Source organism: Pseudomonas sp. FG47 (assembly GCF_057809115.1).
This window is the reverse complement of sequence record NZ_JBMDJI010000006.1, coordinates 1-22,764: the sequence shown is the minus strand read 5'-3', so window position 1 is coordinate 22,764 and position 22,764 is coordinate 1. Positions and strand designations below refer to the sequence as shown.

Below are 22,764 nucleotides of genomic sequence, written 5' to 3'. Positions count from 1 at the left end.
ACACTGAACCCTGGGGCCGCTACGCGGCCCTTTCGCGGCACAAGGCCGCTCCTACAGGGGCCGCGTAATGCCTGCAATCAATTCCCGGCCTTGATACTGGTCCAGATGCGTGTGCGAATGCGGTCGATCTTCGCCGGCATCGCCTCCAGCGCATATAGCTTGTCCATCACATCCGCGCTCGGATAGATCATCGTGTTGCCCTTCAGCGCCGGGTCCACCAACGCATCGGCCTGCTGGTTGCCGTTGGCGTACTGCACGAAGTTGCTGATCTGCGCCATCACCTCGGGCTGCAGCAGATAGTTCATGTAGGCATAGCCGGCCTTCTCGTTGGGCGCATCGGCTGGCATGGCGACCATGTCGAACCACATCGGCGCGCCTTCCTTGGGGATCGAATAACCCACCTTCACGCCGTTATTCGCCTCTTCGGCACGGTTCTTCGCCTGCAGCACATCGCCCGAGAAGCCCACCACCAGGCACACATCGCCATTGGCCAGGTCGCCGGTGTACTTCGAGGAGTGGAAGTAGCTGATGTACGGGCGCACCTTCATCAGCAACTCTTTGGCCTTGTCGTAGTCCGCCGGGTTCTGGCTGTGGTGCGGCAGGCCCAGGTAGTGCAGGGCGATCGGTAGCAGTTCGGGGCCATTGTCGAGCACCGCCACGCCACAACCCTTGAGCTTGGACAGGTACTCGGGCTTGAAGAACAGGTCCCATGAGTCGATGGGCGCATGGTCGCCGAGCACCGCCTTGACCTTGTCGATGTTGTAGCCAATGCCGGTGCTGCCCCACAGGTAGGGGAAACCATACTGGTTGCCCGGGTCGTTGACCTCCAGCGCCTTGAGCAGCACCGGGTTGAGGTGCTTCCAGTTCGGCAACTGCGACTTGTCGAGTTTCTTCAGGGCCTTGCCCTGGATCTGCCGGGCCATGAAGTGGTTGGACGGAAACACCACGTCATAGCCAGAGTTGCCAGTCATCAGCTTGCCGTCGAGGGTTTCGTTGCTGTCGAACACATCGTAGGTGGGCACGATGCCCGTGGCTTGCTGGAACTGCTTGAGGGTGTCGGGGGCGATATAGCTCGACCAGTTGTAGATCTTCACCGAGTCGGCGGCGCTGGCAACGCTTGCGGCCAGCATCAAGGGGGCGAGAAGGTAGGTGCGCATGTCGGGGTTACCTTGCTTTGTCTGTTGTTATCGAAGGCAGGCGATCAGCGGATCAGAAAATCAGGACGTAGGTCTTGCGCACCGTCTCCTGGATGTCCCAGGTGCCGAGGCTGTTGGCCGGTAGCATCAGGGCATCTCCGGCTTCTATGGTCAGCGGCTCGCCGCCATCGGGGGTGAAAGTGCAGCGGCCCTTGATGAAATGGCAGAATTCCTGTTGCACGATCTGTCGCCGCCAGCGCCCGGGGGTGCACTCCCAGATGCCGGTTTCGACGCCGTCACCGCGTTCGACGCAGGTGACCGAGGTGACCGCGACCGGTGCGCCGAGCGGCACGGCGACCGGGGTGGAACTGTCCAGGATGGCGCTGTCGGTGCGCTTGAACTGGGTGATGCTCATGGCCGGTGGATCCTGTGTGGTGATGAAGGGAAGTCAGTGCATGAAGCCTTCCATGAAATCGGCCAAGCCGCTGGCCAGGCGCCGCCGCCAGCGGGCGCTGGCCGGGTTGGCGAGGGTCCGGTCCTCGTGGACGAAACTCTGGATGATCGCGTTGTAACCCACCCAGCGGCAGGGTTCGGGCGGCCAGCTGGCCAGGCTCGACAGCGGGCGGTTGTCGTGTACCCAGGGCTGGGCGGTCAGGACGTTGTGCTGGTCGAGAATCAACGCCGCCAAGGTGCGTCCACCCAGGTTGCTGGCGCCGACACCTTCCCCGCCGTAGCCGCCGGACAGGGCGATGCCGCGCTGGCGATCGCACAGCATGTGCGGGCGAAAGCGCCGGGCCATGCCCAGGTTGCCACCCCACGAGTGGGTGATGCGCACGTGCTTGAGCTGCGGGAACAGCTCGCCGAACAGGTAGCGGCGCAGTTCGACTTCGTTGCCGGTGAGGGTGAAGTCCTCGCGCAAGCGACCGCCAAAGCGATAGCCACCGCGTGCGCCGAACACCAGGCGATTGTCGGCGCTGCGCTGGCCGTAGGTGACCTGGCGGCTGCTTTCGCTGAAGGCCTGGCCCTGGCCCAGGCCGATCTGTTCCCAGGTCGATTCCGGCAGGGGTTCGGTGGCCACCAGCAGGCTCTGCACCGGTAACTGGTGCCGCCCAAGTGGCGGCAGGCTGGCGGCATAGCCTTCGACGGCGGGCACCACCCAGTGGCTGCGGATGCGTGCCAGTGGGGTGCGCACTTCGCCGGCCTGCCAGTCGATGGCCGGGGTGTTTTCGTAGATCGGCACGCCCATGGCCTCGACCGTTCGCGCCAGGCCGCGTACCAGTTTGGCCGGCTGGACCGTGGCGACATGCGGATTGAAGATGGCGCCATAGGGCGTGCTGATCTTCAGCTGGGTCTCTAGCTGTTCGGGACGCAGCCAGCGATAGTCGTCCTCGGTCATGCCCAGTCGATAGAGGTCATCGAGCCAGGCGCGTAGGCTGCGCTCCTGTTCCGGGTAGCGCGCGGCGCAATACAGCACGCCGCCCTTGCGGTAATCGCAGGCGATGCCTTCACGCAGCAGCACCTCATGGACTTCGTCGGGGATGGCGTGCAGCAGGTCGATGCTTTCACGCCGTTGCTGTGGCGAGAGGGTGGCGAGCAGGCGGTCCTCGCCGAGCAGGTTGCCCATCAGCCAGCCGCCGTTGCGCCCGGAGGCGCCGAAACCGGCAATGTTGGCCTCGATCACCGCGATGTTCAGCTGGGGCGCCTGGCGCTTGAGGTAATAGGCGGTCCACAGGCCGGTGTAGCCGGCGCCGATGATGCACACATCGGCGTCCAGGTCCTGGCGCAGGGACGGGCGCGCGCACAGCGGCTCGTTGAGCTGGTCCATCCACAGGCTGATCGTGCGCGGGGGTTGCATTGGGTTTTGCTCCACATCCGTCTAGGTCTGTGGGCGATGCTAGTGGTGTCGGTCCGCGCCTGTCTTACGTGCGTGCACGCAGGGAAATTTGTTTGAGATAGGCCTTGGGGGTAAGGCCGGTGTGCTCGCGGAAGCACTTGTAGAACGCCGAGAGCGAGTTGAAGCCGGCGTTGAACGCCAGGTCGTCGATCGGCGTCTCGACGCTGACGTCGTCGAGGCTCGCCATCAGGTGTTGCAGGCGCGCCTGGTTGACGTAGCGGTAGAAGCTTTGCCCGAGCACCTGGTTGAGCAGGTAGGAAATCTGGTTGCGGCTGTAGCCGCTGGCGTTGGCCACCTGCTGCAGGTCCAGTTCCGGGTCGAGGTAGGGACGCTGGCGCTGGAAGTAATGCTCCAGGTCCTGGGCCATGCTCGACAACTGCCGTGGTGACAAGCCGAGGCGGCTGGTGGCCGGGCGTGGGCCGTCGCTGATCCGGCCGATGTCGTTCTGGCGAACCAGGGTGGCGTATTCGTTGACCCGCCAGATCAGGTTGTCCCTGACCGTGATCGCTTCGCTGGACTGGAACGCCACCAGCCCGTCGCCGCCCTGCACCGTGACCTGGTACTGGATGAACGCGGTACAGCCATCGATGCGGATACGATCGCTGTGGACGATGTCCTCGCCGGCCTCATGGGGCAGGCAGGCGCGCACGTAGTCGCGCAGCTCGTCGAAGCCGAGCACGCGGTTCTGGAAGAAGTCGTGGTACTGGATGTGCGGGTGGTACAGCGCCATGACCCCGTCGAGGTCGCGATGCTTCCAGCACAGGTGGTAGCGCATGACCGTGGCGGCGGTGAGCGGGGTTTGCTCAGGGCTGTCGGGGAGGGTGGTGGAGGTCATGGGGGCGATAGTGCCTTGGCGTGGTTCAGGGTGACAAGGCCAGGCATTGCAGAACGCCTCGGGGGTGGGCGGTGATCCTGCATTTTGCACGGTGGTTCAACGCGGCTTAATGGCTAAGGCCTTGTTTCATATGGATGTCATTTTTTGACACAACTGGCATGGGCGCTGCACGGACTTTGGTAGACCACGAACGAGGAGAAGCATCATGCGCTCGATATTGCTGTGGATGATTGGGGTGCCGATTCCGGTGATCATCCTGATCTGGTTCTTCATGCACTGAGATCCCCGGGGCCGCTTTGCGCCCCTTTCCGGCCGGTCCGGCCGGTAAGGGGCGCAAAGCGCCCCCAACGATCTACAGGAACTGCTCGGCGTAATGGCAGGCCACCTGCCGTGTACTGACCTGCCTCAGCGCCGGCACTTCCTTGGCGCAGCGCTCGGTGGCATACGGGCAGCGCTTGTGGAACGCGCAACCATCTGGCGGATTCAACGGGTTGGGCAGCTCACCGGCAATGCGGATCTTCGGCTTGAGTGGGTCCGGGTGGATCGCTGGGGTCGCCGAGAGCAATGCTTGCGTATACGGATGCAGCGGCTTCTCGTAGATATCTTCCTTCGGCCCCATCTCCGCCGGCCGGCCCAGGTACATCACCAGCACCTGGTCCGCCACATGGCGCACCACCGCCAGGTTGTGCGAGATGAACACGTAGGCGGTGTTGAACTCCTTCTGCAGGTCCATGAACAGGTTCAGCACCTGGGCCTGGATCGACACGTCCAGCGCCGAGGTCGGTTCGTCCGCCACCAGCACCTTGGGTTGCAGCATCATCGCCCGGGCCAGGGCGATCCGCTGGCGCTGCCCGCCAGAGAACATGTGCGGATAGCGCTGGTAGTGCTCGGGGCGCAGGCCCACCTGCTCCATCATCTTCTGCACTTTTTCGCGGCGCTCGGCCTTGCTCAGCGAGGTGTTGATCAGCAGCGGCTCGGCCAGTTGGTCGCCGATCTTCTGCCGTGGATTGAGCGAGGCATAGGGGCTCTGGAACACCATCTGCACGTCGCGACGCAATTGCTTGCGCTGCTCCTTGCTGGCGCCTTTGACCTCATGGCCAGCGATCTGCAGCGAACCGGAGGAGGGGTCTTCGATCAGGGTCAGGGCGCGGGCCAGGGTGGACTTGCCACAACCGGACTCGCCAACCACGGCCAGGGTCTTGCCGGCCTCCAGCTCGAACGACACGCCATTGAGCGCGCGCACCAGCGCGTGGCCCTTGAACAGGCCGCGGGAGACTTCGTAGTGGCGGGTCAATTCGCGGGCGGACAGTACGACGGCCATCACGCCACCTCCTGGTTAAGCGGATAGAAGCAACGCACCAGGCTATGGGCCTGGGGATCGAGGGCCGGGCGCTGCCGGCGGCAGTTTTCCTGCACGTAGGGGCAGCGCGGCGACAGCAGGCAACCTTGCGGCCGGTCATAGCGGCCGGGGACGATGCCGGGCAGGGTGGCCAGGCGCTCGGCGCCGATACTGTGCTCGGGGATCGCCGCCAGCAGCGCTTCACTGTAGGGGTGGGCGGGGATGTCGAACAGCTCCGGCACCTGGCCGACCTCGACCGCTTGGCCCGCGTACATCACGCACACGCGCTTGGCGGTTTCGGCGACCACGGCCAGGTCGTGGGTGATCAGGATGAGCGCCATGTTGCGCTCCTTCTGCAGGTTGACCAGCAGTTCCATGATCTGCGCCTGGATGGTCACGTCCAGCGCGGTGGTCGGTTCGTCGGCGATCAGCAGCTTCGGCTCGCCGGCGATGGCCATGGCGATGGCCACGCGCTGGCTCATGCCGCCGGACAGCTGGTGCGGGTAGGCATCCAGGCGGCTTTCGGCGGCGGGGATCTCGACCTTCTTCAGCAGCTCCAGGGCGCGTTGGCGCGCCGCTTTACCTTTGAGGCCCAGGTGCTGGCGCAGCACTTCCTCGATCTGGTAGCCGACGGTATAGCTGGGGTTGAGCGCGGTCATCGGGTCCTGGAAGACCATGGCGATGTCCTTGCCCACCACCTTGCGCCGTTGCCGGCTGCTGAGCTTGAGCATGTCGATGCCGTCGAAGTTGAGCACGTCGGCGGTGATGCGCCCGGGGGCGTCGATCAGGCCCATCAGGGCCATCATGGTGACCGACTTGCCGGAGCCGGATTCGCCGACGATGGCGAGGATCTCGCCGGCGTCCACCGCAAGCTCCAGGCCGTCGACCACGGGCACGGCGTTGGCGTCGCCGAAGCGCACGTTCAGGTTGTTGATCTGCAACAGTGACATGGCGGTCTCCTCAGGCGGCATTCTTGAGTTTCGGGTCCAGCGCGTCGCGCAGCCCGTCGCCCATCAGGTTGATTGCCAGCACACTGAGCAAAATGGTCAGGCCTGGCAGGCTCACTACCCACCAGGCGCGTTCGATGTAGTCGCGGGCCGAGGCCAGCATGGTGCCCCACTCGGGGGTTGGCGGCTGCACGCCGAGGCCGAGGAAGCCCAGGGCGGCGGCGTCGAGGATGGCCGAGGAGAAGCTCAAGGTGGCCTGGACGATCAGCGGCGCCATGCAGTTGGGCAGCACGGTGACGAACATCAGCCGCGGCAGGCCGGCGCCGGCCAGGCGCGCGGCGGTGACGTAGTCGCGGTTCAGCTCGCCCATCACCGCGGCGCGGGTCAGGCGCACGTAGGAGGGCAGCGAGACGATGGCGATGGCGATCACGGTGTTGATCAGGCCTGGGCCGAGGATGGCGACGATGGCCACGGCCAGCAGCAGCGAGGGCAGGGCCAGCATCACGTCCATCAGGCGCATGATCGACGGGCCGAGAATCTGCGGGAAGAAACCGGCCAGCAGGCCGAGCAGGATGCCTGGAATCAGCGACATCACCACCGACGACAGGCCGATCAGCAGCGACAGGCGCGAGCCCTGGATCAGGCGTGACAGCAGGTCGCGGCCCAGCTCGTCGGTGCCGAGGATGAATTGCCAGGTGCCGCCTTCGAGCCACACCGGCGGGGTCAGCAGGAAGTCGCGGTACTGCTCGCTGGGGTTGTGCGGTGCCACCCAGGGGGCGAACAGCGCGCAGAACACGATCAGGCACATGAAGGCCAGGCCGGCCACCGCGCCTTTGTTGCGCGAGAAGGCCTGCCAGAACTCTTTGTACGGCGAGGGGTAGAGCAAGCTTTGGTCAACCGCGCTGGTCGGTGTGACGGATTTCGGAATGGGGCTGGTCATGATGGAATCCTCAGCGCTGGTGACGGATGCGTGGGTTGGCCAGGCCGTAGAGAATGTCCACGACGAAGTTGACCAGGATCACCAGGCAGGCGATCAACAGGATGCCGTTTTGCACCACGGGGTAGTCACGGGCGCCGATGGCTTCGATGAGCCATTTGCCGATGCCCGGCCAGGAGAAGATGGTCTCGGTGAGCACGGCGCCAGCCAGCAGCGTGCCGACCTGCAGGCCGAACACGGTGAGCACCGGGATCAGCGCGTTGCGCAGGCCATGGATGAATACCACGCGCGACGGCGACAGGCCTTTGGCGCGAGCGGTGCGGATGTAGTCCTCGCGCAGCACCTCGAGCATCGACGAGCGGGTCATGCGGGCGATCACCGCCAGCGGGATGGTGCCCAGCACGATGGCCGGCAGGATCAAGTGCATGACCGCGTCCTTGAAGGCGCCTTCCTCGTCGCTGAGCAGGGTGTCGATGAGCATGAAGCCGGTCTTCGGCTCGATGTCGTAGAGCAGGTCGATACGTCCGGAAACCGGGGTCCAGCCCAGGCTCACGGAGAAGAACATGATCAGGATCAGGCCCCACCAGAAAATCGGCATCGAGTAGCCCGCCAGGGAGATACCCATCACCCCGTGGTCGAACAGCGAACCGCGCTTGAGCGCGGCGATCACCCCGGCCAGCAGGCCGATCACCCCGGCGAACAGCAGGGCGGCCATGGCCAGCTCCAGCGTGGCGGGGAACAGGGTGAGGAATTCGTTCCAGACGCTTTCGCGGGTGCGCAGGGACTCGCCGAGGTCACCCTGGGCAAGCTTGCCGACGTAGTCCAGGTACTGGACCGGCAGGGGCTTGTTCAGGCCCAGGCGCTCCATGGCCTGGGCGTGCATCTCGGGGTCGACCCTGCGCTCGCCCATCATCACTTCCACCGGGTCGCCGGGGATCAGGCGTATGAGCGCGAAGGTCAGCAGGGTGATACCGAAGAAGGTCGGGATCAGCAGGCCCAGGCGCCGGGCAATAAAACTCAACATGTTCGTGGGTACCTCATCCAGCCGGTAAAGGCAGTGCCGCCGGCTCCCGTACAGGCTGCCGGCGGTCGTTGTTGTTGTTCTACTTCACCTTGGTGGTGGCGAAGTTATTGTTGGTCAGTGGATTGATGACATAGCCTTCGACGTTCTCGCGCATGGCGGTGAACATTTTCGGGTGGGCCATGCTGATCCACGGTTGGTCTTCATCGTACACCGCCAAGGCCTCGTTATAGAGCTTGGCGCGTTCGTCGTTGTCGATGACCTCGCGGGCGCGGGTGATCAGTTCCTGGAACTTAGGGTTGCACCAGCGCGCATAGTTCTCGCCGCTTTTCGCCGCGTCGCAACTGAGCATCGGCGTGAGGAAGTTGTCCGGGTCGCCGTTGTCGCCGGCCCAGCCCGCCGAAACCAGGTCGGCCTCGCCTTTCTTGGCGCGGCGCAACATCTCGGCCCATTCCAGCACACGGATATCGAGCTTGATGCCGATCTTGGCCAGGTCGGCTTGCAGCATTTCGGCGGACAACCGTGGGTTGGGGTTGGTCGGGCCGCCGCCGTTGCGGGTGAACAGGGTGATCACCGTGCCTTCCGGGACGCCGGCTTCCTTGAGCAGGGCGCGGGCCTTGTCCAGGTCGTGGGGCGGGTTCTTGTTGTCGGTGTTGTAGCCGATCATGGTCGGCGGGTAGGGGTTGACCCCGACCAGCGCGTTGCCTTTGCCGAACAGCTGGTCGACGTGGGTCTGGCGGTCGAAGGCCATGTTGATCGCCTTGCGCACGCGCACGTCGCTCAGGTACTTGTGCTGGGTGTTCATGGAGATATAGCCGGTGACCAGGGCCTCGATCTCGGCCACCTTGAGCTTGGCATCGGTCTTGATGCCCGGCACGTCGTCAGGCTTGGGGTACAGGGCGATCTGGCATTCGTTGGCGCGCAGTTTCTGCAGGCGCACGTTGCTGTCGGTGGCAATGGCGAAGATCAGCGCATCGGCCGGTGGCTTGCCACGGAAGTAGTCCGGGTTGGGCTTGTAGCGAACCTGGGCGTCCTTGTTGTAGCGCTGGAAGATGAACGCCCCGGTGCCGACCGGCTTGCTGTTGAGGTCGCCGGTCTTGCCCGCCTTGAGCAACTGATCGCCGTATTCGGCGGAGTAGATCGAGGTGAAGGCCATGGCCATGTCGCGCAGGAACGGGGCTTCCGGGCGGGTCAGGGTGATCACCACGGTATGGTCGTCGGTTTTTTCAACCGACTTGAGCAAGTCCTTGAAGGCCATGCTCTCGAAATAGGGGTAGCCGACACTGGTCTTGTCGTGCCAGGGGTGGTCCTTGCGCAGCTGTCGGTTCAGGCTCCACAGCACGTCATCGGCGTTGAAGTCGCGGGTGGGGGTGAAATAGTCGGTGGTGTGGAACTTGACGCCTTCGCGCAGGTGGAAGGTGTAGACCAGGCCATCGGGGCTGATGTCCCAGCTCTTGGCCAGCGCCGGCTGGATCTCGGTGGTGCCGGGCTTGAAGTCGACCAGGCGGTTGAAGATGGCCTCGGCCGTGGCATCGGCGGTGACGGCGGTGGTGTACTGGACGATATCGAAGCCTTCCGGGCTGGCCTCGGTGCATACCACCAGCGGCTTGGCCGCCAGGTTCGACGCGGCGCCCAGGATGACCGCCGCCAGGGCAGCGCGTAACGGTAGCGATTTCATGGAACCTCCCTGCAGTGTTCGTTCCAGCGTAGCCGCCACGGCCCGTGGGGAGTCGGGCCATGGCGGCAACGGTCAGAGGATGTTGAATGGAATGGTGGTCACGATCCGCAGCTCGTCCAGGCTGCCGTCGGCCTGGGCCTTGCTGGCGCGGTGCGCGGTGTAGGTGGCGCGGATGGTGGTGTCCTTGAGCATGCCGCTCTGCACCGCATAGCTGGTGCCGATACCCCACTCGTAGTGAGTTTCGCCGTCCATGCCACGCACCTCATAGGCGGTGCCCTTGTAGTGGGTACCGTCGATGCCCCAGCCGCGGGCGTTGTACAGGTTGAACTTGAGACCCGGCACGCCGTATGGGGCCATGTTCAACACATAGCTGATCTGCAGCGACTTCTCGTTCGGGCCGTTGAAGTCCGACAGCAGGGAGTTGGCCAGGTAGATGCCGTTGGTCTCGTGCAGGTAGTCGAAGTACTCGTTGCCGTTGACCTGCTGCCAGGAGGCGGTGAGGGTATGGGCCTGGTGGGTCAGGCCGAACGACAGGCTGTAGGTGTCGTTGTCGATCTCGCCCATTTTCTTGCTGCCGGCGTCGACTGTCTTGTAGTAGTTCAGGCCGGTGGTCAGGCTCAGCACCGCGCTGTCGCCCAGCACATGGTTGGCACCGAAGTAGTACTGGTTCCAGAAGTCATCGACCTTGGTCGCGTAGAGGCTGGTGGTCAGGCTCTTGAACGGCTGGTAGTTGATGCCGGCGGTGCTGGCGCGGTCGGTCTCGACCCCCTCGGCGCCATATTCGCTGCGGAACTTGCTCAGGCTCTGCTCGGTACGCGGCGAGACGCGGTCGAAGGTGCCCAGGTCGAACGACAGGTTGTCGAACTCGGCGCTGTGCAGGAACGCGCCCTGGAAGCTCGACGGCAACGCACGGTTGCCAATGTAGGCGATCATCGGTGTGTCCACCGACTGGCGGCCCAGGGTCAGGGTGGTGTTGGACATCCGCGCCTTGACGTTGCCCAGGCCCATCTTGCTCCACTGGCCGATCGGGTCACCGTCGCTATGGGTCAGTGTCCGGTTGTTCGGCCCGGCCACTGCGGCGCGCCCGCGCTCCAGGGCGATGGCGTTGTAGGCCGCGGCCTCGACGGCAAAGCCCACGGTGCCTTCGGTGAAGCCCGAGCTGTAGTTGAGGATGGTGCCCTGCACCCAGTTGTCACGGCTGTGGGTGGGACGGCGCGTGCCGTCGCTCTTGGTGTAATTCCACAGCGGCGCGCGGGTGGCGCGTTCGCGGGCATACCAGTTGCGGGTGCTGCCGGACAGGCTCTGGCCGTCGATGAAGCCTTTGGCCTCGGCCTGTTCACTGCTGGACTTGAGCGTGATCGGCATATAGTCCTGGCTGGCGGGTTCGGCCTGGGCGAGGGCGCAGAAGGCGCCCACGGACAAGGCCAATGCGGTGGTTGCGGTACGTCTCGACATGAAAGCTCCCTTTCTTTTTTTTAGTTATCACCCGGCTTCGTGGGCCGGGCTTGTCACGGTGACGCGGTACTGCGGGTGTCTGCCTGGGGGTTGCCAGGCAAATTCGGGCTGCACGCGGTCGCGGGAGTGGGTTGCACCCCCGGCCTGACGTTGCAGGGTCAATCGATACTGACGCCGGAGAAAACGTTGCGTCCGAAGGGGCTGACCTTGAAGTCTTTCACGCTGATGCTCAGTGGCTGGTTGACTGTCGAGTGCGCCACTGGGGTGATCGGTACCTGTTGCTTGAGGCGTTGTTGGGCTTGCTGGTAAAGGCTGGTGCGTTGTTCGCGGTCGGTGACTTGCTTGGCTTTTTTCACCAGCGCGTCGTATTGCTTATCGCACCACAAGGAGTAGTTGTTGCTGCCGATGGCATCGCAGCTGAACAGGGTGCCGAGCCAGTTGTCCGGGTCACCGTTGTCGCCGGTCCAGCCGATCAGGGCGATGTCATGTTCGCCGTTCTTCATGCGCTTGAGGTACTCGCCCCATTCGTAGCTGACGATGCGTACCTTGAAGCCGAGCTTGCTCCAGTCGGCCTGGAGCATTTCGGCCATCAACTTGGCGTTGGGGTTGTAGGGGCGCTGGACCGGCATGGCCCAGAGGGTGATCTCGGTGCCGTCCTTGACTCCGGCCTGCTTGAGCAGTTGCTTGGCCTTTTCCGGGTCGAAGGGGGCGTCCTTGAGTGACTTGTCGTAGGACCATTGGGTCGGCGGCATGGCGTTGACCGCCGGCTGCCCTGCGTCCTGGTACACAGCCTGGATGATCGCCTGCTTGTTCACCGCCATGTCCATGGCCTGGCGCACTTCGAGGCGGTCGAACGGCGGGTGCTGGGTGTTGTAGGCGATGTAGCCGAGGTTGAAGCCCGGTTGGGTCATGACCTGCAGCTTGTCATCCTGCTTGAGCGCCGGCAGGTCGGCAGGGCGGGGGTGCAAGGTGACCTGGCATTCGTTCTTGCGCAGTTTCTGGATGCGTACCGATGGGTCGACGTTGATGGAGAAGATCAGGTTGTCGATCTTCACTCGCTCCGGCGCCCAGTAGTCCTTGTTGCCCTTGAAGCGGATCTGCGAGTCCTTCTGGTAGCGCTGGAACACGAACGGCCCGGTGCCGATAGGCTTCTGGTTGATGTCGCTGGGCTTGCCACTGGCCAGCAGGTGTTCGGCGTATTCGGCGGAGAGGATCGAGGCGAAGGCCATGGCGATGTTCTGGATGAACGCGGCATCGACGCTGTTGAGGGTGAAGACCACGGTCAGTGGGTCGGTCTTCTCGACCTTGGCGATGTTCTTGTCCAGGCCCATGCTGACGAAGTAGGGGAACTCGGTGGGATAGGCCTGGCGGAACGGCTGTTGCTTGTCGAGCATGCGATTGAAGGTGAACAGCACGTCGTCGGCGTTGAAGTCGCGGCTGGGCTTGAAGTCCTTGTTGCTGTGGAACTTCACTCCGGGGCGTAGGTGGAAGGTGTATGTCAGGCCGTCGGCGGACACCTGCCAGTCGGTGGCCAGGCCCGCTTGCACGGCAGTACCGCCCTGCTCGAACTCGACCAGGCGGTTATAGATGGGTTCGGCGGCGTCGTTGTCGGTGGCCGCGGTGTACTGGGCGGTGTCGAAGCCCGCCGGGCTGCCCTCGGAGCAGAACACCAGGTTGTTGGCCAGGCTGGTCGATGCCTGGCCCAGCAGGCCGAGGGCGATCAGGGTAGAGCTCAGCGTGGTGAAGCGCATGGCATATCCTTTGTCCGTGTTGTCGAAACGGGCCACGTGGGCAACACGCGGCTGTGGCGTCCCAGTCCCGACGATAGAGGCGTCAGGATGCGGGAACCATGGGTTGAGTACTGGTATGGGGGCGCGAAAATTCTGGCGAGCGTGAGAGATTTTCCCTACGTATCGCCCGATCGTGTCATCGTCCTGCCGCCAACCATGGCGACAGGACGATCACGGCCGTTACTTGTCCACGCTGACCCCGTAGAAGGAGTTCAGGCCGAACGGGCTGATCTTGAAATCCTTCACTTTCGCGCTCATGGGCTGATACACGGTGGAGTGGGCGATCGGGGTGATCGGCACCTGTTCCTTGAGGATATGTTGCGCCTGCTTGTACAGCTCGGTGCGCTTGGCCTGGTCGGAGGTCGCCTTGGCTTGTTTGATCAGGTCGTCGTAGGGCTTGTAGCACCACTTGGAGAAGTTGTTGCCGTCCATGGCATCGCAGCCATAGAGCGTGCCCAGCCAGTTGTCCGGGTCACCATTGTCGCCGCTCCAGCCAATCAGCATAGCGCCCTGCTCGCCGCCCTTGGAACGTTTGATGTACTCGCCCCATTCGTAACTGACGATCTTGGCCTTGATGCCGATCTTGGCCCAGTCGGACTGGAGCATTTCGGCCATCAGCTTGGCGTTGGGGTTGTAGGGGCGCTGCACCGGCATGGCCCACAGGGTGATCTCGGTGCCTTCCTTGATGCCGGCTTCCTTGAGCAGTTGCCTGGCCTTCTGCGGGTCGTACGCGGCGTCCTTGATGGTGTCGTCATAGGACCATTGGGTCGGTGGCATGGCATTGACCGCCAGCTGGCCGGCACCCTGATACACCGATTCGATGATCTGCTTTTTGTTGACCGCCATGTCCAGGGCCTGGCGGACCTTGAGTTGGGACAGGGGGTTCGCTTGGTTGCTGCCCTTGACCTTGTCCATCACGTTGTAGGCGATGTAGCCGAGGTTGAAACCGGCCTGGTCGGGCATCTGCAGCTTCGGATCTTCTTTCAGCGGCTTGATGTCGGCAGGACGTGGGAACAAGGTGACCTGGCACTCGTTCTTCTTGAGTTTCTGCATGCGCACCGAGGCGTCGGTGCTGATGGCGAAGATCAGGTTGTCGATCTTCACGTCCTCAGGATTCCAGTAGCTCTTGTTGCCGGTAAAGCGAATGTTGGAGTCTTTCTGGTAGCTCTTGAACACGAACGGCCCGGTGCCGATCGGCTTCTGGTTGATGTCGGCGGGCTTGCCTTGCTTGAGCAGCTGGTCGGCGTATTCGGCCGACTGGATCGAGGCGAAGTGCATGGCCATGTTCTGGATGAACGCGGCGTCGACTTGCGCGAGGGTGAACTTCACCGTGTGGTCGTCGAGCTTCTCCACCTTGGTGATGTTCTTGTCCATGCCCATGTCGGTGAAGTACGGGAACTCGGTGGGGTAGGCCTTGCGGAAGGGTTGGTCCTTGTCGAGCATGCGGTTGAAGGTGAACAGCACGTCGTCGGCGTTGAAGTCGCGGGTCGGCTTGAAGTAATCGGTGGTGTGGAACTTGACGCCTTCACGCAGGTGGAAGGTGTAGGTCTTGCCGTCCTCGGAGACGTCCCAGCTGGTGGCCAGGCCGGGGATGACCTTGGTGCCGCCGCGTTCGAATTGCGTCAGGCGGTTGAAGATGGTCTCGGCGGAGGCGTCGAAGTCGGTTCCGGTGGTGTATTGCCCCGGGTCGAAACCGGCCGGGCTGCCTTCGGAGCAGAACACCAGGTTGGACGCGGCGTGGGCGATCGGTGCGCCGGCTAGCAAGCCTGCGCCTACCAGGAACGGAATGACTGCGTGTTTAAGCATGGTGGCCTCATTGTTGTCATTTTTCGAATTGAGGCGGCCTCGTGAGCCGACCTGCGGATACTTATGCAGGGGGTATTCCCAATGCAACACTCAGCAGGATGGTTGACGGCAAAAACGTGGTACGGACGTACATGGATGTCGCATCCGTATAACTTTGGCGAATGTTGATCGTTTGCGTAGTCAAACGGAGCGAATTTTTCAGGATATTTCGCACTTTATGTGACAAGCGGATGCACCCGTTTGGTGCGTAGGAAGGGTCTGAAACAGTTATCCGAGACGGTTTTGACCGCCTCGGATATTCAAGTGGAGGGGTCAGGGTACCTGGACTTCGATCAGGCCATCGGCGCTCATGCTGACTTCGCTGGTGCCGGCTTCGATATCCGGTGCTGGCGCGGCTTCGTCGGCGGCGCCCTTGGCCATCATCGCCATCGGCGCGTTGCGCAGGTACGGGCGCGGGTAGCCGCTGCTGTTGAGGTTCAGGCTGACTACTTTGTAGCCCTTGCCGCCGAGGGCTTCGGTGGCCAGTTGGGCGCGGGCCTTGAAGGCCGCGACGGCGTCCTTGAGCAGTGCGTCTTCGCTGCTCTTGCGCGTGCTCGGGGCGATGGAGAAGTCCATGCCGCCCATTTTCAGGTCCTGCAGCAGCTCGCCGGTGAGCTTGGACAGGGCCGGGAAGTCGGCGCTTTCCAGGCGCAGTTCGGCGCGTTCGCGCCAACCGGTGATCTTCTGGCCCTTGGTGTCGTAGATCGGATAGCTGTTGCGGCTGCCCTGGCTGATCTTCACGTCCTTGACCTGGCGGGCCTGCTGCACGGCCTTGTTCATGGCCTCGGTGATCTCTTTGGCCAGTTTGCCCGGGTCGCTGTTCTGCGCTTCGCTGTACAGGGTCACGACCATCAGGTCGCGGGCCACTTCCTTGCTCACTTCGGCGCGCAGTGAAACCTGGTTGTAGCGCGGCTCGTCGGCGGCCAGGGCGGGCAGGCTGGCGAGCAGACCGCAGGACAAGGCAACGGCGGCGGCGCCGCGACGGGGAATATGCATGTGGAGCTCCTTGGCAAGATAAGGCGTGGCAACGAGACCACGCATGGCCGATCAGACCGTGAAACAGTGTAGTGGGTTCAAAAGTGCCATCATGTACCTGTGACAAAGTGTGGCGCTTTGCCGCATTGCTGCAGCGAGGCGCCCGGCTTCGGTATACTCCAGCCGATGTTTCCTGGAGCACTCATCGGGAGAGCTCATGCTCGCCGCCGCACATCCGCTGTCCGCTACACGCCAGAACCTCTGGCGCCTGACCTTCATTCGCATCCTCGTCCTGGCCGCCCAGGCCGGCTCGGTGGGCGTGGCCTACTGGACCGAGCTGCTGCCGCTGCCGTGGTTCTCGTTGGCGGTGACCCTGGCCCTGTCGTCGCTGCTGTGCGCCTTCACCGCCTTGCGCCTGCGCCTGTCGCTGCCGGTCACCGAGCTTGAGTATGCCCTGCAGCTGGCCTGCGACCTGTTGATCCACAGTGCCCTGCTTTATTACTCGGGCGGTTCGACCAACCCCTTCGTTTCCTATTACCTGGTGCCGCTGGCGATCGCTGCGGTGACCTTGCCGTGGCTCTATTCGCTGGTGCTCTCGGGCATCGCCCTGGTGGCCTACAGCTTGTTGCTGGTGCAGTACTACCCGCTGGAAACGCTGCCGCTGGCCCGTGACACCATGCAGGTCTACGGCATGTGGCTGAGCATCGCCCTGGCCGCTGGGGTGATCACCTTCTTCGCCGCGCGCATGGCCGAGGAGCTGCGTCGGCAGGAGAACCTGCGTGCCGAGCGGCGCGAGGAGAGCCTGCGCGACGAGCAGTTGCTGGCCGTGGCCACCCAGGCTGCTGGCGCCGCCCATGAGCTGGGCACGCCGCTGGCGACCATGAGCGTGCTGCTCAACGAAATGCGCCAGGACCACGCCGACCCGCAGTTGCAGGAAGACCTGCAGATCCTTCAGGACCAGGTCAAGCTGTGCAAGGAGACCCTGCAGCAGCTGGTACGCGCCGCCGAGGCCAATCGCCGCCTGGCGATCATCGAGCAGGATGTCACCGCCTGGCTCGACGAGGCGCTCAACCGCTGGCACCTGATGCGCCCCGAGGCCAGCTACCGCTTCCAGCGCCTGCGCGATGGCGCGGTGCCGCGCCTGACACCGCCGCCGGACCTGACCCAGGCTCTGCTGAACCTGTTGAACAATGCCGCCGATGCCTGCCCGGATGACCTGGAGGTACGCCTGGACTGGGACGCCCAGGACATCGTCATCAGCATCCGTGACCATGGCCCTGGCGTGCCGGCGGCCATCGCCGAGGCGATCGGCAAACCCTTCATTACCACCAAAGGCAAAGGCTTCGGCCTGGGCCTGTTCTTGAGCAAGGCCAGCGTGACCCGTGCGGGCGGTTCGGTGAAACTCTATAGTCATGAGCAGGGTGGCACCCTGACCGAATTGCGCCTGCCCCATGGCAAGCGAGGAGATGAACGATGAGCGAAGAAAACCAGGTCGAAGGCGAAGAACTGCCGCACCTGTTGCTGGTGGACGACGACGCCACCTTTACCCGGGTCATGGCCCGTGCCATGAGCCGCCGGGGTTTCCGTGTGAGTACCGCAGGTTCCGCCGAGGAAGGCCTGAAGCTGGCCGAGCAGGACCTGCCGGACTACGCCACGCTGGACCTGAAGATGGAAGGTGACTCGGGCCTGGTGTTGCTGCCCAAGCTGCTGGAGCTGGACCCGGAGATGCGGGTGGTGATCCTGACCGGCTACTCGAGCATCGCCACGGCGGTCGAAGCGGTCAAGCGCGGCGCTTGCAACTACCTGTGCAAGCCGGCCGACGCCGATGACGTGCTGGCGGCGCTGCTCTCGGAGCACACCGACCTGGATACCCTGGTGCCAGAAAACCCGATGTCGGTGGATCGCCTGCAATGGGAGCATATTCAGCGCGTGCTGGGCGAACACGAAGGCAACATCTCCGCCACCGCGCGGGCGCTGGGCATGCATCGGCGCACCTTGCAGCGCAAGCTGCAGAAGCGTCCGGTTCGACGCTGAGATCCTTCCCAGCGGCACGCTGTCTTGTCTGCTGAGCAGGTGACACGCATCCCTGTAGGAGCGGCCTTGTGCCGCGAAAGGGCCGCAAAGCGGCCCCTGCGGTTTCAGCGCTTTACCGGGCCTGGGGCTGCTGCGCAGCCCTTTCGCGACACAAGGCCGCTCCTACAGAGAGCGCGCATGGCTTGATGAGAGGCTCGGCATGTGGGGCGAAAGGGCCGCGCAGCGGCCCCGCCGGCTATCAGGCTTTCCCTCCCGAGCGGTCAACCCGCACCGCCAGCTGTCCAGATCCTGATGGCGCCTCGAACGCCACCAGCCCGCCCGCCGGCACCATGGCCCGGCCGATCACCTTGCCATCACGCAGCAACTCCAGCGGTAGCCCTGCCATCGACTGGCCCGACGCCAGTTCCAGCTTGATCTTGATTGTCATGAGTGACCTCCCTGTCACGCGTTGCGATCGATGTAAGTGGTTGCCACGCCATCCAGGCTGGCGATCAGTTCCGGCGAGCCCCCACGGAACTGACGGAACAGGTTGCGCCCGCGCTGCTTGCCATCCACTGGCACCTGCACGCTGGGGTGGAACTGATCGGTCAGCTCGGCATAGGCGCTCCAGGGGCCGATGTATGACTCGTTGAGCACATCGGTGATGCTGTAGGCATAACGCACCGCATTGCCCGGTTGCCAATTCAGGCCGTCTGGATCGCGGCGCTGCCAGCCGGTGATCGCCGGCGACCCGGCGGGTGGCTCGATGAAGCCGGCAGGCGTGTTCGGCTTGTAGTCCTTGAGCAGCAGGTAGGTGCTCCACCCCCACCAGTCGGCAATGCGCTTGCGGTCGTTGAGGTCGTTGACATCCTTGCGTCGCAGCACGGCCTTGCCGTCGAGGAAGTACAGCGGGGCGAAGTTGCCCGGCACCAGGTCCTGTTCGGCGGCGCGCAGGTCCGGGGCCAGGCGCAGGGCGCCATAGTCCTTGGCCAGTGGCACGTGGCCATCGACAAAGGCCTGGAACACCTCGTCGGCCGAGCGCTGCACGGCGCGGCCCACCTGGCGGCGGTTGGCCACATCCACCGTGTCGAAGTAGCGCTTGTCGCCGTAGGCGCGCCATTGCTCGCCCTCGGCGTTGCGCACTGCCAGGCCGTACTTGCTGTCCTCGTCGTGCATGAAGCGCGAGATCAGCGAGCCAACGTCGCTGGGGGTGACGGTGTCGGCCAGGGCCTTGCGCGGCACCCGCAGGTGGCCGGCGGAGAACAGGTCGGTCAGGAAGTGGTCGGCGAAGGCGTTCATCGCATAGGCCAGTTGCAGGTCGCGCTCGTTGCCACTGGCGCGGGCCTTCACGGCTTGCTGCAGGGCGGCGGCATGACCTGCCTGGTAGGCCAGCAGCGCCCAGGGGCCGAAGTGGTCCCAGTTGCTGGCGGCCAGCTTCAGGTAGCGTCCCAGGGGGAACAGGTCGGAGGCGAAACTGCCGCCGCCGGTGATGCGGTTCCAGCGCGCCGACAGGCTGTCGCCCAGCGTATCGTAGGCTTCGTGGGGCTGGCGCCCGTCCTTGATGGCCTGGTTGGCGGCGCGGATTTCTTCCTGCATCACCGCGAGGATCTGCTCGGCTTCGGCCTTGGCCGCCGGTAGGCGGGCCAGGGAGTCGAACGCCTGGGTGAAGCGTTCGAGGCGTTCGGCTTCAGTGCTGCCATCGGCGATGGGGCGCTCGGGCAGGCCGAAGAAGTCGCCACCCAGGGCGATTACCTGGCCATAGGTGAGGGTCAGGCCATTAGGCAGCGGCAGTGGCGCCTCATGAGCGACGATGGGCGCCTTGCCTGCCTCGAAGCGCAGCAAGGTGTTGTCACCGATCGCTGTGTGCTCGGCGCCTTCGAAGTATTGCTCGGCGTCGTGCTGACCGGCCTTGCCGCTGTTCGGCGGCACGGCGAAGCGGTGGTACTTGAGGGTGTGGTGGCCATGCATGACCAGCACCAGGTGGCTATCTGGGCCGGGGAGGGCGACGCCTTGCGGCTCGAACAGCTGGTCGAGGTCGGCGACCACCAGGGTGGCCTGGGCTTTGGCGGCCGCAGGCGCAGTGTGTGTTCCTGACATGATTTGCTCCTTGCAATGTCGGGATAATCCATTTTTATACTGTATACATATACAGTAATTGCTATCATATTCAGGAAATTTCCTACGTCAAGGTCTGTTTGTGCGGGCAACTGGCAGCTACGGCGGGCGCAAGCCCCCGGCACTGGCGTATGATTGCCCCCCTCAACGCCCAGCCTCAGGATCGCGCTGCATGCTCGCCCTTCTTATCCAGACACTGAACATCACGGCCCCTGTGTTCGCCATGCTGTTCATGGGCGTGTTGCTCAAGCGCGTTGGCTTGATCGACGACAATTTCAACCGGGTCGCCTCCAAGCTGGTGTTCAACGTGTGCATGCCGGCGCTGTTGTTCCTCGGCATCTACCACGCTGACCTGGCGACGGCGGTGCAACCTGGGGTGATGCTCTATTTCGTCATCGCCACCCTGGCGGGCTTCGCCCTGGCCTGGGGGCTGGCCATCTGGCGCTGCCCGCGGGCTGACCGCGGCATCTATACCCAGGGCGCGTTTCGCGGCAACAACGGGGTTATCGGCCTGGCCCTGGCGGCCAGCCTGTATGGCGACTACGGTATCTCCCTGGGCGCCGTGCTCGCGGGTCTGGTGATCCTCATGTACAACTCGCTGTCGGCGGTGGTGCTGGCGGTGTACAGCCCGGACCTGAAGTCCGACCCCTGGAGCATCGGCAAGAACATCCTCAGCAACCCGTTGATCCTCAGCGTGCTGCTGGCCACGCCCATGGCCTATGCCCAGGTGCCGCTGCCCAACTGGCTGCTGACCTCCGGCGACTACCTGGCGCAGATGACCCTGCCGCTGGCGCTGATCTGCATTGGCGGTACCTTATCGCTTGCGGCCCTGCGCGACAGTGGCCGGCTAGCCGTGGACGCCAGCCTGGTGAAGATGGTCTGGCTGCCGCTCCTGGGTACCCTGGGAGCCTGGCTGTGCGGCTTTCGCGGCGCCGAGTTGGGCATCCTGTTCCTCTACATCGGCAGCCCGACCGCCGCGGCCAGCTATGTGATGGCACGCGAGGCCAACGGCAACCACGAACTGGCGGCATCGATCATCGTGATCACTACACTGATGGCGGCCATCACCACCAACATCGGTATTTTCGTCTTGCAGTGGGGCGCCTGGATCTAGACCCTCACTGCACACAAAACCAACAATACAGCCTCACCTAAAGGACACTTCATGCAAGACCAGAGCACGCCCGAGCGCTTGCAGCGCGGGCTGAAGAATCGCCATATCCAGCTGATCGCGCTGGGCGGTGCCATCGGCACCGGGCTGTTCCTGGGCATCGCCCAGACCATCCAGCTGGCCGGCCCCTCGGTGTTGCTGGGCTACGCCATCGCCGGCCTGATGGCCTTCCTGATCATGCGCCAGCTGGGCGAGATGGTGGTCGAGGAGCCGGTCGCCGGCAGTTTCAGCCACTTCGCCCACCAGTACTGGAGCGAGTTCGCCGGGTTCGTCTCGGGCTGGAACTACTGGGTGGTGTACGTGCTGGTCGGCATGGCCGAGCTCACCGCGGTGGGCATCTACGTGCAGTACTGGTGGCCGGACTTCCCTACCTGGGCCACGGCGGCGATCTTCTTCGTGGTGATCAACGCCATCAACCTGACCCAGGTGAAGGTCTACGGGGAGATGGAGTTCTGGTTCGCCCTGGTCAAGGTGGTGGCGATCGTCAGCATGATCGCCTTCGGCGCCTGGCTGCTGGCCAGCGGTGATGGCGGGCCGGATGCCAGCGTTGCCAACCTCTGGCAGTACGGCGGTTTCTTCCCCAATGGCGTGGTCGGGCTGGTCATGGCGCTGGCGGTGATCATGTTCTCGTTCGGCGGCCTGGAGCTGGTGGGCATCACCGCCGCCGAAGCGGCCAACCCGCGCGAGAGCATTCCCAAGGCCACCAACCAGGTGGTCTACCGCATCCTGATTTTCTACATCGGTGCGCTGGCGGTGCTGTTGTCGCTGTACCCTTGGCAGAAGGTGGTGCAGGGCGGCAGTCCGTTCGTGATGATTTTCCACAACCTCGACAGTGACCTGGTGGCGACCATCCTCAACATCGTGGTGCTGACGGCGGCGCTGTCGGTGTACAACAGCTGTGTGTATGCCAACAGTCGCATGCTGTTCGGCCTGGCTGCTCAGGGCGACGCGCCGCGCCAGTTGCTCAAGGTCAGCCGTCGTGGCGTGCCGCTGACGGCGCTTGGGGTATCGGCGTTCGCCACTGGCCTGTGCGTGCTGATCAACTACCTGATGCCGGGTGAAGCGTTTGGCCTGCTGATGGCGCTGGCGGTGTCGGCGCTGGTGATCAACTGGGCGAGCATCAGTATCACCCATCTCAAGTTCCGCAAGGCCAAGCTGGCGGCGGGGATCACGCCGTTCTACCAGAGCCTGTGGCACCCGCTGAGCAACTACCTGTGCCTGGCGTTCATTGTGCTGATCCTGGTGGTTATGTACCTGACACCGCCGATTCGCATTTCGGTGATGTTGATTCCGGCGTGGATTGCCGTGTTGTGGGTGGCGTTTCGGATGAAGAAGGCGCGGCAGGCCTGATTTGATCTAGTTCGGTTTCGGGATATTACCGTGTCCTGAAACCGAGTTGGCTTGGATGGCGTATTATTGTTATTCAAGCCTGTTTTCAATCTCACGGTTGCCATTACAGGCAGTCAATACATCGCCAACTGTCTAACCACCAACTTCGTATCTCTTGGTCTTTGATCTTGATCTTGATCTTGCTGTTGCTTCTAGGTGCGCGATAGTGCAGGCGCCGCCAATTGCGACTTCAGGAGGCCGAGCGGAGTTCTTGCGTAGTGGGG

The 22,764-nt window shown here is 63.7% G+C and carries 19 protein-coding genes; 4 read left to right on the top strand and 15 right to left on the bottom strand.

All coding sequences use genetic code 11. From position 1 onward, the window contains the following. Nucleotides 1–77: 77 nt before the first annotated feature. The 13 genes from ACODS5_RS07470 to ACODS5_RS07410 all read right to left on the bottom strand — a co-directional run bounded on the left by ACODS5_RS07470 (nucleotide 78) and on the right by ACODS5_RS07410 (nucleotide 15,873). On the bottom strand, nucleotides 78–1,157 hold the full coding sequence (locus tag ACODS5_RS07470; protein WP_489108316.1) for a polyamine ABC transporter substrate-binding protein: 1,080 nt from the start codon (nucleotides 1,155–1,157) through the stop codon (nucleotides 78–80). A 52-nt stretch (nucleotides 1,158–1,209) separates the two neighbouring features. Beyond that, on the bottom strand, nucleotides 1,210–1,551 hold the full coding sequence (locus ACODS5_RS07465) for a cupin domain-containing protein (protein WP_134689962.1): 342 nt from the start codon (nucleotides 1,549–1,551) through the stop codon (nucleotides 1,210–1,212). 33 nt (nucleotides 1,552–1,584) lie between these two features. Then, the gene (locus tag ACODS5_RS07460) at nucleotides 1,585–2,991 is read right to left on the bottom strand and encodes an NAD(P)/FAD-dependent oxidoreductase (RefSeq protein ID WP_489108315.1); all 1,407 of its coding nucleotides are present in this window, start codon (nucleotides 2,989–2,991) and stop codon (nucleotides 1,585–1,587) included. Between the two features lie 64 nt (nucleotides 2,992–3,055). Continuing rightward, on the bottom strand, nucleotides 3,056–3,865 hold the full coding sequence (locus tag ACODS5_RS07455) for an AraC family transcriptional regulator (protein WP_134689960.1): 810 nt from the start codon (nucleotides 3,863–3,865) through the stop codon (nucleotides 3,056–3,058). A 352-nt stretch (nucleotides 3,866–4,217) separates the two neighbouring features. Next, nucleotides 4,218–5,186 carry a peptide ABC transporter ATP-binding protein gene (locus ACODS5_RS07450; RefSeq protein WP_134689959.1) on the bottom strand — a complete coding sequence of 323 codons (969 nt, stop codon included), beginning with the start codon at nucleotides 5,184–5,186 and terminating at the stop codon, nucleotides 4,218–4,220. Then, the gene (locus tag ACODS5_RS07445) at nucleotides 5,186–6,154 is read right to left on the bottom strand and encodes an ABC transporter ATP-binding protein (RefSeq protein ID WP_134689958.1); all 969 of its coding nucleotides are present in this window, start codon (nucleotides 6,152–6,154) and stop codon (nucleotides 5,186–5,188) included. Before ACODS5_RS07445 ends, ACODS5_RS07450 begins: the two co-directional genes overlap by 1 nt. Nucleotides 6,155–6,164: 10 nt before the next feature. Continuing rightward, on the bottom strand, nucleotides 6,165–7,091 hold the full coding sequence (locus ACODS5_RS07440) for an ABC transporter permease subunit (RefSeq protein ID WP_134689957.1): 927 nt from the start codon (nucleotides 7,089–7,091) through the stop codon (nucleotides 6,165–6,167). A gap of 10 nt (nucleotides 7,092–7,101) precedes the next feature. Then, nucleotides 7,102–8,112: an ABC transporter permease subunit gene (locus tag ACODS5_RS07435; RefSeq protein ID WP_134689956.1), complete on the bottom strand. Its 1,011-nt coding sequence runs from the start codon at nucleotides 8,110–8,112 to the stop codon at nucleotides 7,102–7,104. Between the two features lie 79 nt (nucleotides 8,113–8,191). Next, nucleotides 8,192–9,787, bottom strand: coding sequence for an ABC transporter substrate-binding protein (locus ACODS5_RS07430; protein WP_134689955.1), 1,596 nt, complete (start codon nucleotides 9,785–9,787; stop codon nucleotides 8,192–8,194). A 72-nt stretch (nucleotides 9,788–9,859) separates the two neighbouring features. Further along, nucleotides 9,860–11,242 carry an OprD family porin gene (locus tag ACODS5_RS07425; protein WP_134689954.1) on the bottom strand — a complete coding sequence of 461 codons (1,383 nt, stop codon included), beginning with the start codon at nucleotides 11,240–11,242 and terminating at the stop codon, nucleotides 9,860–9,862. A gap of 158 nt (nucleotides 11,243–11,400) precedes the next feature. Next, on the bottom strand, nucleotides 11,401–12,993 hold the full coding sequence (locus tag ACODS5_RS07420; protein ID WP_134689953.1) for an ABC transporter substrate-binding protein: 1,593 nt from the start codon (nucleotides 12,991–12,993) through the stop codon (nucleotides 11,401–11,403). A 219-nt stretch (nucleotides 12,994–13,212) separates the two neighbouring features. Further along, nucleotides 13,213–14,838, bottom strand: a complete 1,626-nt coding sequence (locus ACODS5_RS07415; protein WP_489108314.1) for an ABC transporter substrate-binding protein — start codon at nucleotides 14,836–14,838, stop codon at nucleotides 13,213–13,215. Between the two features lie 312 nt (nucleotides 14,839–15,150). Continuing rightward, nucleotides 15,151–15,873 carry an SIMPL domain-containing protein gene (locus ACODS5_RS07410; protein WP_134689951.1) on the bottom strand — a complete coding sequence of 241 codons (723 nt, stop codon included), beginning with the start codon at nucleotides 15,871–15,873 and terminating at the stop codon, nucleotides 15,151–15,153. Nucleotides 15,874–16,069: 196 nt separating this feature from the next. Here ACODS5_RS07410 and ACODS5_RS07405 point away from each other — a divergent pair, with 196 nt between their 5' ends. Together ACODS5_RS07405 and ACODS5_RS07400 are read left to right on the top strand one after the other, a co-directional pair. Next, nucleotides 16,070–17,329, top strand: a complete 1,260-nt coding sequence (locus tag ACODS5_RS07405; protein WP_134689950.1) for an ATP-binding protein — start codon at nucleotides 16,070–16,072, stop codon at nucleotides 17,327–17,329. Next, complete coding sequence (locus ACODS5_RS07400; RefSeq protein WP_023632665.1) at nucleotides 17,326–17,886, top strand: response regulator transcription factor; 561 nt, start codon at nucleotides 17,326–17,328, stop codon at nucleotides 17,884–17,886. Before ACODS5_RS07405 ends, ACODS5_RS07400 begins: the two co-directional genes overlap by 4 nt. Before the next feature lie 238 nt (nucleotides 17,887–18,124). Here the strand turns inward: ACODS5_RS07400 and ACODS5_RS07395 are convergent, their stop codons facing one another. Then, nucleotides 18,125–18,313 (bottom strand): hypothetical protein, encoded by a 189-nt coding sequence (locus ACODS5_RS07395; RefSeq protein WP_134689949.1) that lies wholly within the window; start codon nucleotides 18,311–18,313, stop codon nucleotides 18,125–18,127. A 14-nt stretch (nucleotides 18,314–18,327) separates the two neighbouring features. Next, nucleotides 18,328–19,962, bottom strand: a complete 1,635-nt coding sequence (locus tag ACODS5_RS07390; RefSeq protein WP_489108313.1) for a phospholipase — start codon at nucleotides 19,960–19,962, stop codon at nucleotides 18,328–18,330. A 190-nt stretch (nucleotides 19,963–20,152) separates the two neighbouring features. On the opposite strand from ACODS5_RS07390, the gene ACODS5_RS07385 reads away from it, so the two are divergent. Then, nucleotides 20,153–21,094, top strand: coding sequence for an AEC family transporter (locus ACODS5_RS07385; RefSeq protein ID WP_134689947.1), 942 nt, complete (start codon nucleotides 20,153–20,155; stop codon nucleotides 21,092–21,094). Nucleotides 21,095–21,145: 51 nt separating this feature from the next. Continuing rightward, entirely contained in the window at nucleotides 21,146–22,501 is a 1,356-nt protein-coding gene (locus tag ACODS5_RS07380; RefSeq protein ID WP_253091629.1) for an amino acid permease, read from the top strand. The last annotated feature ends 263 nt before the right edge of the window (nucleotides 22,502–22,764 follow it).